A 17,485-nucleotide genomic window follows, 5' to 3' on the forward strand; every position below is an offset into this window, starting at 1 on the left:
GGCACGGCGGCAGCCCTTACTCAGGCAATCCAGTCTCCGTGACGTCGACCCTCAACCGTCTGCGGAACTGATACTGGAACTGATACTTCCGATTTCCAACTTTTGATCGACGCGGTCGCCCTGGCAGCGATCGTAACGTTGAGTGTGTGATCAAGACTTCTGCCTCTCGTCGAGACTCGCGCGTTCCTGTCTGGCTGCGCGTTCTCATCCCCGCCGCTCTCATCCTCGTCTGGTTCGGGCTCTTCGGAGCCGGCGGTGCGAGTTTCGGCCAGATCAGCGAGGTCAGCACCAACGACCAGTCGCAGCAACTGCCGGCAAGCGCAGAGGCAACGAAAGTCCAGGACCTTCAGGCGGAGTTTCGCGATGACGATGTCATCCCGGCGATCGTGGTCTTCGAACGCGACGGCGGTCTGACCGAGACCGACCTGGCCGAGATCGACGCCACCGTCGCCGAGTTTGCCGACGTGGATGGCGTCCTCGCCGAGGAGAGCTCGCCGCCCATCGTGTCCGATGACGGCGATGCCGCGCAGGTCGTGATGGTGCTCGACACAGACGTGAAGACGGCGGACACGGTCGAGGCCCTGAGGACAGTCCTCACCGACGACCCCATCGACGGTGTCACCGCCGCGATCACCGGCCCGGCAGGCCTCGCCGCCGACCTCACCGATGCATTCGCCGGTATCGACGGCCTCCTTCTCCTCGTCGCGCTTGGCGCGGTCTTCGTCATCCTCGTGGTCGTCTACCGGTCACCGCTCCTCCCGGTTCTCGTCCTGTTCTCGAGCCTCTCGGCGCTCTGCGCCTCGATCCTTGTCGTTGTGCAGTTGGCCCGCGCCGACATCCTGCTGTTGAGCGGGCAGACCCAGGGAATTCTCTTCATCCTCGTCATCGGTGCAGCGACGGACTACTCGCTGCTCTACATCGCGCGGTTCCGGGAGTCCCTCGTCACCCAGCCGACGAAGTGGAAGGCCACATGGGCGGCGCTCAAGGGATCGTGGGAGCCGATTCTCGCCTCGGGCGGAACGGTGATCGCCGCGCTTCTCCTGCTGCTCTTCTCCGACCTGAACTCGAACAAGTCGCTCGGCCCCGTCGCATCCATCGGGATCGTGTTTGCCCTGCTCGCCTCACTGACCCTCCTCCCGGCGCTCCTGTTCTGGGCGGGGAAGGTCGCATTCTGGCCGATCAAGCCGAAGGCCGAGGCCGCGGACGTCAACCCGATCGGCGATGACAGGAAGGGGCTCTGGCCCGGCCTCGCGCGCCTCATCGCAAAGCGCCCGCGCGTGATCTGGATCTCGAGCGTGATGCTCCTCGCGGTGCTCTGCCTCGGCATGTTCCAGCTCAAGGCCGACGGCGTCGCTCAGAGCGAGTTCGTGCTCGGCGAGTCACAGGCCCGCGACGGACAGGCGGTTCTCGCCGACCACTTCCCGGCAGGATCCGGTTCGCCGACGGTCATCATCGCCCCAGAGGACGAGCTCGAAGCTATCTCCGAAATCGTCCTCGGCACCGACGGCGTCGATTCGCTCACCGTGCTCGCAGAGGACTCGCCGTCGGGATCGCTCCCCGTCACTGAAGACGGTGTCCAGCCGCTTGGCCCTCCTGGAACCCCGGTCCCGGAGCCCACAGTTGTTGACGGCAACGTGCTGCTCTCGGCCACCCTCTCCGACGCCGGCGACTCGATCGCCGCCGAGAACGTCGTCGTGGAACTCCGCGAGGCGCTCGCGGACATCTCGACGGAGGATGCGCCGGTCCTGGTCGGCGGGACGACGGCCATCGCGCTCGACTCGAACACGACGGCGATTCACGACCGCAACCTGCTCATCCCGTTGATTCTCGCGGCGATCACTCTCATCCTGATGCTTCTGCTCCGGTCGATCGTTGCTCCGTTGCTGCTGATCGCCAGCGTTGTGCTGTCGTTCGGTGCGGCGCTCGGGGTGTCTGCGTGGGTATTCAACGGCATCTTCGACTTCCCAGGAGCAGACCCGTCAGTCCCGCTGTTCGGCTTCGTCTTCCTGGTGGCCCTCGGGGTGGATTACAACATCTTCCTCATGACGAGGGTGCGCGAGGAGTCGAAGAACCACGGCACAAAGCAGGGGATTCTGCGCGGGCTCGCCGTCACAGGTGGTGTCATCACCTCTGCGGGACTGGTTCTCGCCGCCACGTTCGCGGCGCTGAGCGTCATTCCGATCCTGTTCCTGCTCCAGATCGCGTTCATTGTCGCATTCGGTGTGCTCCTCGACACGTTCCTGGTGCGCACCCTGCTCGTACCCGCGTTGAGCTACGACATCGGGCGCGCCATCTGGTGGCCGAGCAAGCTCGCGCGTCGCATCCATTCGACCGACCGGCAGCCCGCCGCTGCCGTGGATGAGCCCGTGGCCGCTGGGCGCACAAGCTAGCCAGAGGGCTGGGAAGAAGCGGGGCCCGGGAACGGGGGCACAGGGGCACGGGGAAGAACCGGGGCACGGGGAAGAGCCAGGGCACGGGGGGAGAAGGCGGTGAACGGATGCCACGGTATCGGTTCACCGCCTTCGTGTCTGTGTGTGTCACTGCCGCCCGACGCGGCCACTCAGCTGGGCGAGCCGGGACTCCTCGAGGTCGAGAATGTTCTGCGCCCGTTCCATCACCCTCGAGCTGTACGCGCCGGTAGCCCGGGCGTCGAGCAGCGCGTCACGCTCCGCCTGCAGCACCCGCAACCGAAGAATCCGGTGCTGCTGGTGTGGCCCCGGTTGACCCGACCGGGCTTCGGCGACTGACTCGCTGCGCATGATGCTGTCCTCCCGCACCCGCTCGATGACGTCGGGGGAGAATTCGCCCCCGTTCTCGGCGAGCAGGTCGGGGTTGTCGAGGCTGGCCAGTCCGACGTCGCTGATCTCGTTGATAAGCCCGGCCAGCTCCGCCCGGTCTGCGGCGGGATCGGTGCCAACGATCCCCAGTTTGCGGATGAGGATTGGCAGCGTACCGCCGTTGGCGAGCAGTGTGACAACGGCGACAGTGAATGCGATGAGGATCAGTTGCGGTCGGTACGGGATGTCGGTTGGCAGTGACTGCGCCGCCGCGAGAGTGACGACGCCACGCATCCCCGACCAGGCGAGCACCGCTCCACCTCTCCAGCCGAGCCCCTCCGAGGTGAGGAAGGTCACGTCGGCCCGCCGGCGGGTGAGGAACCGGCGGACCCGCTTCGTGTTCCCCGGTGAGGAGGTCTCATCGGGCTCCCGGTCGTCGAGTCTCCGGAGCGCCGAGTCAAGGTACTGCTCCTGACCCTTGGCGCGTCGCTGGTCGCGGCGCAGTATCGCGATGAGCGGGATCACAAAGAGGGTGCGAACGAGCATAAGGAGAATGCTGGCGAGGATGCCGAGGCCGATGGCTGCGGTCACGCTGAGGTCGTCTGCCTCCACCTGGTCGATGAGCGTGCGGAGCTCGACGCCCATCAGGAGGAAAACGCCGTTCTCCAGCACGAACTGCGCTGTGCGCCAGTTCAGGCGCTCGGCGATCCGGTCGTGGGAGCTGAAGTACCTGGCGCTGTTGTGGCCGGTGATCAGTCCGGCGACGACCACAGCGAGGACACCAGACGCGTTGAGCTCTTCCGCGGGCAGGAAGGCCAGGAATGGCACGGTGAACGACAGCGTGGTGTTGAGGATCGGGTCGTCGAACTTCGACCTGACCCAGACCATCGCGTAACCGACAGCGGTTCCGATGACGATGGCGGCAGCGACCGCGTAAGCGAACTCCCCGGCCACCTCCGCGAGCGAAACCGCCCCGGCAGACGCGGCAATCGCTGAGCGCAGCAGCACGAGTGCCGTCGCGTCGTTCACCAGCCCCTCGCCCTCGAGTACGGTGACCAGTCGCGGGGGGAGACCGAGCCGCTTTCCGATCGACGTCGCGGCAACGGCATCCGGCGGGCTGATCACAGCCCCGAGGGCAATCGCGGCGGGCAGGCTGAGGTCGGGGAGGATGAGGTAGAGCGCGAAACCCGTGATGAACGCCGACACAATCACGAGCAGGACCGAGAGTCCGGTGATCGCCTTGAGGTTACGGCGGAAATCGACGAGGGGGACGTTGACCGCTGCCGCATAGAGGATCGGCGGCAGGACAACCGAGAGAATCAGCTCGGGCGGTACGACGATCTCGGGGACGCCCGGCACGAAGCTCGCGCCGATCCCGACGACGACGAGGAGGAGCGGACTCGCCACTCCGAGCCTGGGGGCGAAGCGCGCGACCACGACGATGGCCAGGACTCCGAAGAGCGCGAGGATGGCGTATTCCATTGCCCAAGAGTAGGTCGGATGCCGTCATGCGTGGAGTGCTTGCTGGCCGGCGTCCGCGGTGGTACGCGGCCTGAATCAGGAAACACGAGAGGGGTGTCGGCCGAAGCCGACACCCCTCTCGATCGCTTGCGACAGGCCTAGAGGGTGAGTGCCCTCGACAGCAGGTCGGCCTGCTCGGACGCGTGGCGCTTCGCCGAACCCGTTGCGGGCGACGCTGATGCGGCGCGGGAGACAACGCGGATGCTGCGTTCTCCGACGTGCTTCGACGCCTCGAGTGCGATGAACGGCCATGCGCCCTGGTTCTCCGGCTCGTCCTGTACCCACACCAGTTCGGCGTTCGGGTACTGGGCGATCACCGCGGTGAGGTCGTCCTTCGGCAGCGGGTAGTACTGCTCGAGCCGCACGAGGGCGACCTCATCGTTCGGCTGCTTGGCGAGTTCGGAGACGAGGTCCCAGTGGATCTTGCCCGAGTGCAGCAGAACACGCTTCACCGCGGCCTTGTCGGTGATCCGGGCATCGTCGATGACGGGCTCGAACCTGCCGCTCGTGAAGTCCTCGACACTCGACGACGCACCGCGGAGGCGGAGCATGGCTTTCGGCGTGAAGACAACGAGCGGACGGCGGGGCCTCGCGTACGCCTGGCGGCGCAGCAGGTGGAAGTACGACGCGGGAGTCGATGGGCGGGCCACCGTCATGTTGTTCTCGGCGCACAGCTGCAGGTAACGCTCGATCCTCGCGGACGAGTGGTCTGGTCCCTGTCCCTCGTAGCCGTGGGGCAGCAGGAGCACGACGCTCGAACGCTGTCCCCACTTCTGCTCGGCACTCGAGATGAACTCGTCGACGATGGTCTGGCCACCGTTGGCGAAGTCGCCGAACTGGGCTTCCCACAGCACGAGCGCGTCGGGGCGTTCCACGGAGTATCCGTATTCGAAGCCCATGACCGCGTACTCCGACAGCAGCGAGTCGTAGATCCAGAACCGTGCCTGGTTGTCGGCGAGGTTGGCGAGCGGGAGCCACTCCTGACCGTTCACGCGGTCGTGGAGGACGGCGTGGCGCTGCACGAAGGTGCCGCGTCGGCTGTCCTGGCCGCTCATGCGCACCGGTGTGCCCTCGACGAGGAGGGAACCGAGAGCGAGGAGCTCGCCGAATGCCCAGTCGATGTTGCCGTTGCGGCTCATGTCGAGCCGCTTCTGCAGCAGCTGCTGCAGTTTCGGGTGCACAGTGAACCCGGCTGGCTTGTTGTTGAAAGCGTCTCCGATGAGCTGCACGACGGCCTCGGGCACGCCCGTGGTCTCCGGCTCTCCCGAGTAGCCGTCGTCATCGGCCATGTCATCGAGGATGATGGGCGTCGACGCCGTCTGGGAGGCGTGGGTTTCCATGAATGCCCGCTCGAGGCGGTCCTGGAAGTCGCGGTGGGATGCCTCGTACTCGTCTTCGGTGATGTCGCCACGACCGACGAGAGCCTCCGTGTAGAGCTTGCGCACGCTGCGCTTCTGCTCGATGAGGTTGTACATCAGCGGCTGCGTCATCGACGGGTCGTCGCCCTCGTTGTGACCGCGCCTGCGGTAACAGATGAGGTCGATGACGACGTCCTTCTTGAATTCCTGGCGGTACTCGAGGGCCAGTCGCGCAACACGGACGACGCTCTCGGGGTCGTCACCGTTCACGTGCCAGATCGGGGCCTGGATCGTCTTGGCGACATCGGTCGAGTACACGGACGAGCGGCCTTCACCCGGAGTCGTCGTGAAGCCGACCTGGTTGTTGACGACGAGGTGGATTGTTCCGCCCGTGCGGTAGCCGCGCAACTGAGACAACTGCATCGTCTCGAGCACGATTCCCTGGCCAGCCATCGCTGCGTCACCGTGGACGAGGATGGGGAGCGTTGAGTAAGAGCCGATCGGCTGGCGATCCTGCTTCGCGCGGACGATGCCCTCGAGGACACCGTCGACAGCTTCGAGGTGTGACGGGTTGGCGGCGAGGTACACCGGGAGCTCGCTGCCGTCGGAGGCGCTGAAGGTTCCCTCGGTGCCGAGGTGGTACTTGACGTCGCCGGAGCCCGATGCCTTCTTGGTCGTGCCCTCGAACTCCTGGAAGACCTGGCCGTAGGTCTTGCCTGCGATGTTGGTGAGGACGTTGAGGCGTCCGCGGTGGGCCATTCCGATGGCGGCACCGTCGAGTCCCGCTTCGGCAGCGCCCTGCAGGATTGCGTCGAGAAGGGCGATGGTCGATTCGCCGCCCTCGAGGCTGAAGCGCTTCTGGCCGACGTACTTGGTCTGCAGGAAGGTCTCGAATGCCTCTGCCTCGTTGAGCTTGCCGAGGATGCGCATCTGCTCGTCGTGGGTCGGCTTGGCGTACGGTCGCTCCACCTTCTCCTGGATCCACTTGCGCTGTGCCGGGTCCTGGATGTGCATGTACTCGAGGCCGATGGTGCGGCAGTACGAGTCACGGAGCAGGCCGAGAATGTCGCGGAGTTTGGCCTGGCGCCTGTCGCCGAAGCCGCCGGTGACGAACTCGCGGTCGAGGTCCCAGAAGGTCAGGCCGTGGTTGAGGATGTCGAGGTCAGGGTGCGACCGCTGCACGTATTCGAGCGGGTCGACATCGGCCATGAGGTGGCCGCGCACCCGGAACGAGTTGATGAGCTCCTGGACGCGGGCGGTCTTGTTGACCGTGTCGCTGAGGTCGACCGAGATGTCCGGTGCCCAGTGCACCGGGTCGTACGGGATGCGGAGGGCGGCGAAGATGTCCTGGTAGAACGACTTCTGACCGGTGAGGAGCTCGTGGACCTTCTTGAGGAACTCGCCGGAGCCTGCGCCCTGGATGACGCGGTGGTCATAGGTCGAGGTGAGGGTGATCGTCTTGCCGATGGCGAGCTCGACGAGCGTGTGCTCGCTCGCGCCCTGGAACTCCGCCGGGTAGTCGAGGGCGCCGGCGCCGATGATGCAGCCCTGCCCCTTCATGAGGCGCGGCACCGAGTGCTCGGTACCGATACCACCGGGGTTCGTCAGCGACACCGACGCGCCCTTGAAGTCATCGGCGGTCAGCTTGTTGCCGCGCGCACGGGTCACGAGGTCCTCGTACGCGGCGAGGTACTCACCGAAGGTCAGCGTGTCTGCCTTCTTGATCGCGGGAACGAGCAGCGCGCGGCTGCCGTCAGGCTTGGGGATGTCGACGGCGATACCGAGCCCGACGTGTGCCGGTGCGACAACACTGGGCTTGCCGTCAACGACGTCGTAGTAGACGTTCTGGCTGCGGAAGTCCTTGAGGGTCTGGATCAGGGCCCAGCCGATGAGGTGGGTGAAGCTGACCTTGCCGCCACGAGCGCGCTTGAGGTGGTTGTTGATGACGATTCGGTTGTCGATCATGAGCTTGGCGGGGATGGTCCGCACGCTCGTCGCCGTCGGAACCGTCAGGCTGGTTTCCATGTTGGTCGCGAGCGACTTCGCCATGCCGCGCAGCGGCTGCACGGTGTCCTGCGGCTCTTCGCGTTCGGCGTCAGAGGCATCGAGCGCTGCCGGTTTCGTCGGAGCGGTGCGCGGGGCATCCGCCGGGATCGGCGCGGCTTTCGGCTGCACAGACGTCGTCTTCGCTTCCGGCTGCGATCCGATGACAGGGATCGGGGCGGTGAGCGGGTGCGAGGGAGGGGCAGGGCGCGTAGCAGCGTCGCCCTTCACTGGCGAGTAATTCTCGAGAATCGGCCACCACGACTGATCAACGGAATTCTTGTCGACAATGTACTGTTCGTACATCTCATCGACGAGCCACTCGTTAGCTCCAAATTCACCCGACGAACCGTCGTCAGTTCCCACACCGGTCAACTGGCTTGACACCGCCAGACCACCACTCTCTCCATTGAATTGAGCACAACAGCGACATCCGTGGGAAGCGCTGTCAGATCCAGTTCTCAAGCCTAATCCCTTTGGCCGGATGCTGCGGCCCTTCATCGGGAGGTACCGTGGAGTTCATGGAGTTCTACGGGCAGAAACCAGATTTCGATCTCACCTATTCGGACGTTTTTCTCGTCCCATCGCGGTCGGCGGTGACCTCGAGGCTTGACGTCTCCCTCGCGCCGGGAGACGGCACGGCCGCGCGCATTCCGATTGTCTCCGCCAACATGAACTCGGTGACGGGACCCCGCCTGGCCGCAACGCTCGCGCGGCGCGGCGGGCTGGGTGTGCTGCCCCAGGACATGCCGCTTCAGGATCTCGATTCGGCGATCCGGTGGGTCAAGGACCAGCCCGTCGAATACGACACGCCGATCGAGTTCTCCGCTGACGCCACAGTCGCCGACGCGCTGCTCATGACCCCGGCGCTGGCCGGACACGGCATCGTCCTGAGGTCATCGACCGGGGAGTACCTCGGATGCCTGCCGGCGACCGCACTCGGCTCGACGCGTCCCGACGCGAAGCTCGGTGATTTGCTGCACGAAAGGCTCACGTCGATCGATGCGGAGGACGTGACCGACCCGCGGAGCGCCTTCGACCTGCTCGTCGCGGCCGACCTCGACTTTGCCCCTGTGCTGCGGCACGGAAAGTTGATTGGAACCCTGTCGCGCACGAGCGCGTTGAGGGCGACCCTGTACAAGCCGGCACTCGACGCCTCCGGCCGTCTGGTTGTCGCGGCAGCGATCGGCATCAACGGCGACGTGGCGGCCAAGGCGCGTGCCCTCGCCGCCGCCGGTGTCGACGTGCTCGTGCTCGACACCGCCCACGGACACCAGGAGGGGATGCTCAGAGCTCTCGCAACGGTCAAGGCACTCGGACTCGGACTCCCGCTCGTCGCAGGCAACGTCGTGACACCGGTCGGCGTCAACGACCTCGTCGAAGCCGGGGCCGACATTCTCAAGGTCGGAGTGGGCCCCGGTGCCATGTGCACGACCCGGATGATGACGGCCGTCGGCAGGCCGCAGTTCTCCGCGGTACTGGAAACCTCGGAGGCCGCTCGTGGCCTCGGTGCCCACGTGTGGGCAGACGGAGGGGTGCGCTACCCGCGCGATGTCGCCCTCGCTCTCGCCGCCGGAGCGTCTAGCGTGATGATCGGGTCCTGGTTTGCCGGAACCGTCGAAGCACCCGGAACCCTGCACACGGATACCGACGGGCGGCTGTACAAGGAAAGCTGGGGGATGGCATCCACCAAGGCTGTCCAGGAACGGTTCGGACGACTCGACCCGTATGAGCTGGCTCGCAAGACACTGTTCGCCGAGGGCATCTCGTCGTCGAAGATCTACCTCGACCCCGGCCGCCCGAGCGTTGAGGATCTGCTCGACATGATCACCTCGGGAGTTCGGTCGTCGTTCACCTACGCCGGGGCATCGAGCGTCGATGAGTTCCGGGAGCGCGCCCTTGTCGGTGTGCAGTCGGCCGCGGGATACGACGAGGGCAAGGCGCTGCCGGTGTCCTGGTAACGACCCGGTTCGCCGCTCGGCCTGGTTTTCTGCCCCGCCGTCTCAGATACTTCGCGGCGGGAGCGATGGCCGCCTGCGTATAATTGCGAGCACAATGGACGACCCCCCTTCTGCTGAATCGCCCGCCTTCTCACAATCTGCCCCTCTCGCGTGGGAGGTGACCGGTGTTTGAGTGGATCATGCTCGGCGTCGGGTTGCTTCTGACCGTCGGCACCGGCCTCTTCGTCGCCAGCGAGTTCGCGCTCGTGAACCTCGACCGCTCCGAACTCGAGGCGCGCCAGGAGCGCGGCGAGTCCCGGCTGGGCATGACGATCGCCGCGCTGAGGATCACGTCAACGCACCTGTCGAGCGCCCAGCTCGGCATCACCCTCACCACTCTGCTCACCGGGTACACGATGGAACCGGCGATCACGACCCTGCTCTCCGAGCCGCTCGTCTCCGTCGGGCTTCCTGAGGTCGCCGTGGTCCCCGTAGCGACGACCGTCGCGATCGTCGTCGCCACCCTGCTGTCGATGATCATCGGTGAACTCGTTCCGAAGAACTTCGCCCTCGCACTGCCGGTCCAGACCGCCAAGCTCGTCATCCCGTTCCAGTCGGTATTCACCGCTGTCTTCAAGCCAGCGGTTGTGCTGCTCAACGGAAGCGCGAACGGACTCCTGCGATCGATCGGGATCGAGCCGAAGGAAGAGCTGTCCGGAGCGCGCACCGCTGAGGAGCTCTCGAGCCTCGTGCGTCGAAGCGCCGGAGCAGGCACCCTGGAAAGGGACACGGCAACGCTGCTGAACCGCACTCTGCTGTTCGCGAGCCACACCGCAGCGGATGTCATGACGCCACGACCGCGCGTCGAAGCAGTCCGCAGGGGGGATTCGGCCAGGCTCGTGGTTGAGCTGGCGCGAACGACCGGTTACTCCCGGTTCCCCGTCATCGATGAGGATGCCGATGACGTCGTCGGCCTCGTGCACGTCAAGCAGGCCATCGCGGTGCCTCGCGCCAAGCGTGGGGACGTGCCGGTGTCTGCGCTTCAGTCCGAGATCGTGCGTGTTCCCGAGACCATGCGCCTCGATGCTCTGCTCAGCGAACTGCGCGGCCGCGGTTTCCAGATGGCTGTCGTCGTCGATGAGTACGGCGGAACCGCCGGAATCGCCACTCTTGAGGACCTGGTCGAGGAACTCGTCGGTGAGGTCGCCGACGAGCACGACCGCACGCGAGCGGGAGTCGTCCGCACGCTCGGCTCGATCGCCTTCCCCGGTGACCTCCGTCCGGACGAACTGCTCGAACGCACCGCGATCACGGTCCCAGAGGACGGACCGTACGAGACCGTCGCGGGATTCGTGATGAGCGAGCTCGGCAGGCTGCCCGTGGTGGGCGACACCGTAGAGATCGACTCCGGCACGTTGCGGGTCGATCGACTCGACGGTCGCCGCATCGATCGCATCCGTTACACACCCCACCCGCTCGAGGAAGGAGCCGACCATGAGTGACTGGGCTGGAATAGCCTGGCTCGTCGTCCTGCTCGCCGGCAACGCCTTCTTCGTTGGTGCCGAGTTCGCCGTCATCTCGGCCAAGCGGTCGCAGATCGAACCGCTGGCCGAACAGGGCAAGCGCAGTGCCATCACCGCCCTGTGGGCGATGGAACACGCGACGCTCATGCTCGCGACCAGCCAGCTGGGTATCACGGTGTGTTCGCTGCTGATCCTCAACGTGTCCGAACCCGCGATCCACCACCTGCTCGAGGTCCCGCTCGCGATCACCGGGCTCCCCGAGGAAATGGTCGGAACCGTCGCATTCATCGTGACGCTGCTGCTCGTCTCCTACCTGCACGTGGTGTTCGGCGAAATGGTGCCGAAGAACCTCTCGTTCTCGGTGCCCGACCGTGCGGTGCTGCTTCTCGCGCCACCGCTGGTCTTCGTCGGCCGCGTCTTCAAGCCGGTGATCTGGGCGCTCAACGGGGCCGCCAACGCGGTGCTCAGGCTGTTCGGGGTCGAGCCGAAAGACGAGGCCACGTCGACGTTCACCCTCGACGAGGTGGCGAACATCGTCTCCCAGTCGACGCGTGAGGGCCTGCTGCTCGACTCGACCGGCGCACTCGTTGCGGCTTTCGAGTTCACCAACAAGAAGGTCATCGACGTCGCAATTCCCCTCGAGAACCTGATCACGCTCCCCGAGAACGCGACACCGACCGACGTTGAGCGCGCGGTCGCCAAGCACGGCTTCTCGCGTTACGTGATCGTCGATGAGAACGGGTTGCCGTCCGGCTACCTCCACCTCAAGGACGTCCTCAGCCTGGAGTCGGATGACGACGAGGACGAGTCGGACAAGCCGGTTCCCGCCAAGCGCATCCGCCATCTCGTGTCGATTTTCGAGGACACCGACCTGGAAGACGCCCTCGCGATCATGCGACGGTCAGGCGCCCACCTCGCCCGCGCGTTCAACAGCGAGGGCGACAACACCGGCGTGCTGTTCCTCGAGGACATCATCGAGGAACTCGTCGGCGAAGTTCAGGATGCCACGAGGCGGCACTAGCGGTCGGCCGGCGCCGTGTTCGGAACAGGGTACGGCGCCCGCTCGTACTGACCGGGCAGGTAGTCGATGCTTGCGCCGAGCTCGGCTGCCGCGCGCAGGGGGAAGTGTGGGTCACGGAGCGCTTCGCGGCCGATCAGGACCGCGTCGGCGCTGCCCGACGCGACAATCTCCTCGGCCTGCCTGGCCTCGGTGATCAGGCCGACCGCGGCGACACCGACGCCGGCAGCAGCCCTCACCGAGGCAGCGAACGGCACCTGGTAGCCGGGCGAGAGCGGGATATCGACGCCGGCGATCGCGCCTCCCGTCGAGATGTCGAAAAAGTCCGCTCCGGCATCCGCCGCCCAGCGGGCCACTGTTGCCGTCTGGGTCTCGTCCCAACCGCCCTGCGCCCAGTCGGTGGCTGAGAACCTGACGAACACCACGGTGTCACCGGCGTTCTCCCTGACCGCGTTGACGACCCTGAGCAGCAATCGTGCGCGGTTCTCGAGCGATCCGCCGTAGCTGTCGGTGCGAGTGTTGACGAGCGGGCTCAGGAACTGGTGCAGCAGGTACCCGTGCGCGGCGTGAATTTCGAGCACGCTGAAACCCGCCGTAACGGCGCGGCGAGCTGCAGCGGCGAAGTCGGCAACTACGCTGTCGATGCCAGCCTCGTCGAGTTCGCGCGGGGCTGCAAAGCCGTCGAATGCCTCGGTTGTCGGGCCGACGGTCTCCCAGCCGCCGTCCGCGATGGGCAGGCTGCCACGACGCCCGTCGCTGCCCCACGGGGCGAAGGTCGAGGCCTTACGCCCGGCATGGGCGAGCTGGATACCCGCTGCAGCACCGTGCGACTCGACGAATCGAACCACGCGCGCCCAGGCATCCGCTTGTTCGTCGGTCCAGATCCCTGTGTCGCGGTCGCTGATCCTGCCTTCGGGACTCACCGCGGTGGCCTCGGAGATCACGAGGCCTGCGCCGCCGACGGCGAACTGGCCGAGGTGCACGAGGTGCCAGTCGGTCGGGATGCCGTCCCTCGCCTCGACCGAGTACTGGCACATGGCCGGGATCCAGACGCGATTGCGGATCGTGAGGTTCCTCAGGGTGAGCGGAGTGAACAGGGCGGGCATCGATCTCCTTCGAGCGGTGTGCTGTGTGCGCACCACGGCTGTTCAACCTATCCCACAGGCCTCTATCGTGAGGGTATGGAGAGCGAATGGATGCCGTGGGCCGAGCGCGATGCAGCAGCATACGTTGCGGTTCCCACTGAGCGCGATGATAAGTACAGCCGCGGCGTGCTGGGGGTCGTCACCGGGTCTGCCGAGTACCCCGGTGCCGGGGTCCTCGGCGTCGAGGGGGCAGCGCGTACCGGGCTTGGGATGATCAGGTATCTCGGCGACGCGACGAAGCTCGTGCTGTCGCGGCGCCCCGAGGTGGTGACCCTTCCCGGCCGGGTGCAGGCGTGGCTCATCGGGTCGGGCACCGATTCGGGGGAGCTGGGACTGCTCGGGACCCTGTTTTCCGATGCCCTCGCGTCAGACGAACCTGTCGTTGCCGACGGCGGTGCGCTCGAGATGGCGGCAGAAGCGCCGAGGGCCGGGGTGATCGTCACACCCCACTACCGGGAACTGGCGCGCATGCTCGCGCACGTCGGGGAGAACGTCTCGGCCCAGACCATCGCGACAACGCCGTCGGTCTGGGCCAGTCGCGCCGCTGACATCCTCCGCGTCACCGTGCTGCTCAAGGGCAGCACCACCTTCATCGCCGAGCCGCTCGGAGCGAGAATCGCCGTTTCCGGTGCGCCCGGCTGGACGGCGACCGCCGGCGCAGGCGACGTGCTCGGCGGTGTGCTCGGTGCGCTCGTCGCGACGCACGCAGACGGGGCGTTCGAGCCCGGAACGCTCGCACGGCTGGCGGCATCGGCGCAGGTGCTGCACGCGACGGCGGCACACCTCGCCTCACGCGGCGGCCCGATCGTTGCGCTCGACATCGCTGAGGCGCTGCCCGATGCGGTCAGGCAGGTGCTTGCCCTCCGCGTCGACTGACGGCATCCGCGCACTTCTCACAGGGATGTCCCAGCCCCACGGTGCGCAGAATTTCGTCGCTTCTCGCTACCATTAGTTTCAGCTACAACTAATTAGGACAACCGCGAGAACGGAATTCAGCCATGCAGGTAAGCACCAGAACCCAGGCGGCAGCAGCCCTGGCAGGACTCGCCGTCATCGGCGGACTGGCCGGCTGCTCGGCGCCGTCCGGCCAGGCAGCGAACGACGATGGCAAGACCAAGGCAGCGCCGGAGGCCGGCACGGAATACGCCGACGGCGAGTACACGGCGACGGGCGATTACACCTCGCCGGGCGGTGAGGAGACGGTCACCGTGACGCTCTCGCTCGAGGACAGTGTCGTGACCGCGCTCGACGTGGTGGGGAGCGGACACACCCCGAACGGCAAGAAGTTCCAGGGCGAGTTCATCGACAACATCTCTGACATCGTCGTCGGCCAGCGGATCGACGAGTTGAAGGTCTCCAAGGTCGCCGGCTCGTCCCTGACCAGCGGCGGATTCAACGCGGCGATCGATGAGATCAAGGGCGATGCCGCGTGACCCTGACGCGCTCGTGATCGACGATGAGTCCGCTGGACCCGGTGTCGGGCCCCCGACCGCGGGAGCGGCGGGCTCTGCCGAATTCGACGCGATAGGCACCCGCTGGCAGATCGACTCGGACCGGCCGATCTCTGCCGGCCTGGTGAGAGAGATCACGAAGCGGATCGACGACTTCGACCGCGTCTGGTCACGGTTCCGCGACGACTCGACGGTGACGAGGATTTCGACGGTCGGCGGGGCCTGGGACCTGGGGCCGGATGCTCCCGCACTGTTCAGCCTGTACCGGCGCCTCGGCGAGGCAACAGGTGACGCTGTCTCGCCGCTCGTCGGCGATGCCCTCGCCGCGCTCGGCTACGACGCGTCGTACTCTTTTCGCCCGAACGGCGTCCAGGAGCCGGCGCCGGTGATGACCGACGTCGCCACGCTGGACGGCACGGTGCTCACCGTGAGCCGTCCGGTATCGATCGACATCGGCGCTGCCGGCAAGGGCTACCTCGTCGACCGCGTGGCCGAGCTTCTCCTGGCCGGCGGCCACAGCTCGTTCACTGTCGACGCGTCAGGCGACCTGGTGCACAGCGGCCCGCCCATACGGATCGCGCTCGAGCATCCGTTCGACCCTAACCTCGCCATCGGAGTGCTGACTCTCGCCGGGGGAGCGCTTGCCGCGTCCGCAACGAACCGGAGGGCATGGGGGAACGGGCTGCACCACGTGATCGATGGCCGTACCGGCGAACCGGTGCGTGAGGTCGTTGCCACCTGGGCGACCGCCGAGGATGCGGCCACGGCCGACGGTGCGGCGACGGCGTTGTTCTTCACGAGTCCTGCAGCGTTGCGTGCTTCGCTCGGCGCCGGGGTGCCCAATATCGACGCGCCCGGTATCGAGGTGCCCGGTATCGAAGCGCCCGGTATCGAAGGGCTCCGCATGTTCACCGACGGATCGGTCGAGTATTCTTCGGGGTTCTCCGCCGAGCTGTTCCGGTAAGGGCTGTTCCGATGAGGGCTGGCTGATGAGAATTCCGCGACGAAAGGTGTCCCGATGCGAGATGTTCCGGTGAGAGATGTGCCGAAGAGAGCTGCGTCGCTGAGAGGCACGTTCGACACCGCGCTCGGCCGCGTCACGACGTACCGGCAGGTCCTCGTCCTCCTCGTCCTGCTTGCCGGGGTGAGCATGCTGTTGAGCGCGACCGGATTGCTCTTCTTCACCCCGCTGGAACTGGTGTGCGGCCTCCTCGTCGCTGTCGGCGTCAGTTACCTGTCCAACGCCGTCGTCGCCCGGCTGTTCCGGGTGGTTCCGCACGCAGAATCGGCGATCATCACCGGCCTCCTGCTGTTCTTCATCTTCCGCCCGAGTACCGAACCCGGTGAGCTCGTCGCCACTGCGGCCGCCGCGCTCGCGGCCACGCTGTCGAAGTACCTCCTCGCCGTTCGGGGCAGGCACATCGTCAATCCGGCCGCTTTCGGCGCCGTGGTCGTCGGGGTAACCGGACTCGGCGTGTCGTGGTGGTGGGCGGGAAGCCAGGTGCTTCTCCCGGTCGTGCTCGTCGCCGCGTTCCTCGTGCTGTATCGCACGCGTCGCCTCGCGATGGCCGGTGTCTTTGTCGGCGTGAGCGTTGGCGTCATCGCCGCTGGGCTGGTCGCGGGTGGCATGTCGGTCGGTGCGGCACTGCTCACGCCGTTTACCTCGTATCCGGTCGTCTTTCTCGCCGGGTTCATGCTGAGCGAACCGCTGACCCTCCCGCCGAAGCGCTGGCAGCAGCTCGCGGAGGCGGCGGTGGTCGGAGTGCTGTTCGCCCTGCCGTACTCGATCGGACCGCTCTACTCGACGCCTGAACTCGCGCTTGTCGTCGGTAACCTCCTCGCCTTCGTCGTGAGCCAGCGCCGCGGCATCCGCCTCGAAATGGTGTCGCGTCGCCGGATCGGCCCGTCGATCGTCGAGATGACGTTCCGGCCGGCCGCGCCGGTGAGATTCGAGCCAGGGCAGTACCTCGAGTTGCAGGTGCCGCACCGCCCTGCCGATGCGCGTGGGCAGCGGAGGGTGTTCAGCATCGCGTCGCCGCCGGCATCCGCCGACGTGTCGATCGCGTACCGGGACAGCGCGAGCAGTTTCAAGACCGCGCTCGGCAACCTCGAGCCTGGCGACCGCGTGCGGGCGACCGGGATCTGGGGCGACTTCCTGCTGCCGCGGGATGCCGCACGGCCGGTGCTGCTTGTCGGCGCCGGTATCGGGGTCACACCGTTCCTGAGCCAGCTGGCCGCTGCCGGTGGGAGCGGGCGCGACATCGTGCTCGTCTACACCGTCGCGGATGCCGCTGAGCTGGCTGTTCTCGACGGCCTCGACCTGGCGGGCGTGCGCGTTCTGGTGCTCGCTCCGGAGCCTCCCGCCCGTCTGGCCGACGGTGTCAGCTATCTGGGGGCAGGCCGCATCGATCGCGATCGCCTCGCCGCAGCCGTTCCCGACGCTGGGTCGCGTGAGGCATGGGTGTCGGGGCCGCCCGCGTTCGTCGACGACATTCGTCCGATCCTCCGCGCCCTCGGAGTGCGCCGCATTCACAAGGATTACTTCTCGGGGTACTAGCTCGGGAAGCTAGATCGGGGTACTAGCTCGCCGGTGGGTGCCTGGCCGCCCGGTGTCGCGCGTTCGGGTGACACCTGCTGTGGGTGTGCACGCCTGGCACCCGCACCAACCGTCACTCGAAGCGGTACACGGGGTGCATCGGCGACCGAGTG

The 17,485-nt window shown here is 66.5% G+C and carries 11 protein-coding genes; 8 read left to right on the top strand and 3 right to left on the bottom strand.

Translation table 11 applies throughout. The annotated features are described in order from the left end of the window. The first annotated feature begins 146 nt into the window (after window positions 1–146). On the top strand, window positions 147–2,390 hold the full coding sequence (locus AC1X6S_RS10130; protein WP_483405624.1) for an MMPL family transporter: 2,244 nt from the start codon (window positions 147–149) through the stop codon (window positions 2,388–2,390). A 147-nt stretch (window positions 2,391–2,537) separates the two neighbouring features. On the opposite strand, the gene AC1X6S_RS10135 is transcribed toward AC1X6S_RS10130, so the two are convergent. Next, window positions 2,538–4,259: a cation:proton antiporter gene (locus AC1X6S_RS10135; RefSeq protein WP_483405625.1), complete on the bottom strand. Its 1,722-nt coding sequence runs from the start codon at window positions 4,257–4,259 to the stop codon at window positions 2,538–2,540. A 137-nt stretch (window positions 4,260–4,396) separates the two neighbouring features. Further along, window positions 4,397–8,086: a multifunctional oxoglutarate decarboxylase/oxoglutarate dehydrogenase thiamine pyrophosphate-binding subunit/dihydrolipoyllysine-residue succinyltransferase subunit gene (locus AC1X6S_RS10140; RefSeq protein WP_483405626.1), complete on the bottom strand. Its 3,690-nt coding sequence runs from the start codon at window positions 8,084–8,086 to the stop codon at window positions 4,397–4,399. Window positions 8,087–8,220: 134 nt separating this feature from the next. Between AC1X6S_RS10140 and guaB1 the strand changes: the two genes are divergently transcribed. The 3 genes from guaB1 (at window position 8,221) to AC1X6S_RS10155 (ending at window position 12,183) form a co-directional block, all read left to right on the top strand. Then, window positions 8,221–9,660 carry a GMP reductase gene (gene guaB1, locus AC1X6S_RS10145; RefSeq protein ID WP_483405627.1) on the top strand — a complete coding sequence of 480 codons (1,440 nt, stop codon included), beginning with the start codon at window positions 8,221–8,223 and terminating at the stop codon, window positions 9,658–9,660. Window positions 9,661–9,839: 179 nt separating this feature from the next. Then, on the top strand, window positions 9,840–11,141 hold the full coding sequence (locus tag AC1X6S_RS10150) for a hemolysin family protein (protein WP_483405897.1): 1,302 nt from the start codon (window positions 9,840–9,842) through the stop codon (window positions 11,139–11,141). Next, window positions 11,134–12,183 (top strand): hemolysin family protein, encoded by a 1,050-nt coding sequence (locus AC1X6S_RS10155; protein WP_483405628.1) that lies wholly within the window; start codon window positions 11,134–11,136, stop codon window positions 12,181–12,183. Before AC1X6S_RS10150 ends, AC1X6S_RS10155 begins: the two co-directional genes overlap by 8 nt. Here AC1X6S_RS10155 and AC1X6S_RS10160 read toward each other — a convergent pair. Continuing rightward, complete coding sequence (locus AC1X6S_RS10160) at window positions 12,180–13,286, bottom strand: NADH:flavin oxidoreductase/NADH oxidase (protein WP_483405629.1); 1,107 nt, start codon at window positions 13,284–13,286, stop codon at window positions 12,180–12,182. The two genes, AC1X6S_RS10155 and AC1X6S_RS10160, sit on opposite strands and share 4 nt — an antisense overlap. 75 nt (window positions 13,287–13,361) lie before the next feature. Here AC1X6S_RS10160 and AC1X6S_RS10165 point away from each other — a divergent pair, with 75 nt between their 5' ends. The 4 genes from AC1X6S_RS10165 (at window position 13,362) to AC1X6S_RS10180 (ending at window position 17,333) form a co-directional block, all read left to right on the top strand. After that, the gene (locus tag AC1X6S_RS10165; protein ID WP_483405630.1) at window positions 13,362–14,201 is read left to right on the top strand and encodes an ADP-dependent NAD(P)H-hydrate dehydratase; all 840 of its coding nucleotides are present in this window, start codon (window positions 13,362–13,364) and stop codon (window positions 14,199–14,201) included. 122 nt (window positions 14,202–14,323) lie between these two features. After that, on the top strand, window positions 14,324–14,758 hold the full coding sequence (locus AC1X6S_RS10170) for an FMN-binding protein (protein ID WP_483405631.1): 435 nt from the start codon (window positions 14,324–14,326) through the stop codon (window positions 14,756–14,758). Then, window positions 14,748–15,740, top strand: coding sequence for an FAD:protein FMN transferase (locus AC1X6S_RS10175; protein ID WP_483405632.1), 993 nt, complete (start codon window positions 14,748–14,750; stop codon window positions 15,738–15,740). The genes AC1X6S_RS10170 and AC1X6S_RS10175 overlap by 11 nt, the downstream gene beginning before the upstream one ends. A 54-nt stretch (window positions 15,741–15,794) precedes the next feature. Beyond that, complete coding sequence (locus AC1X6S_RS10180) at window positions 15,795–17,333, top strand: ferredoxin--NADP reductase (protein ID WP_483405633.1); 1,539 nt, start codon at window positions 15,795–15,797, stop codon at window positions 17,331–17,333. Window positions 17,334–17,485: the final 152 nt, after the last annotated feature.

This window comes from Mycetocola sp. Y442 (assembly GCF_056898615.1).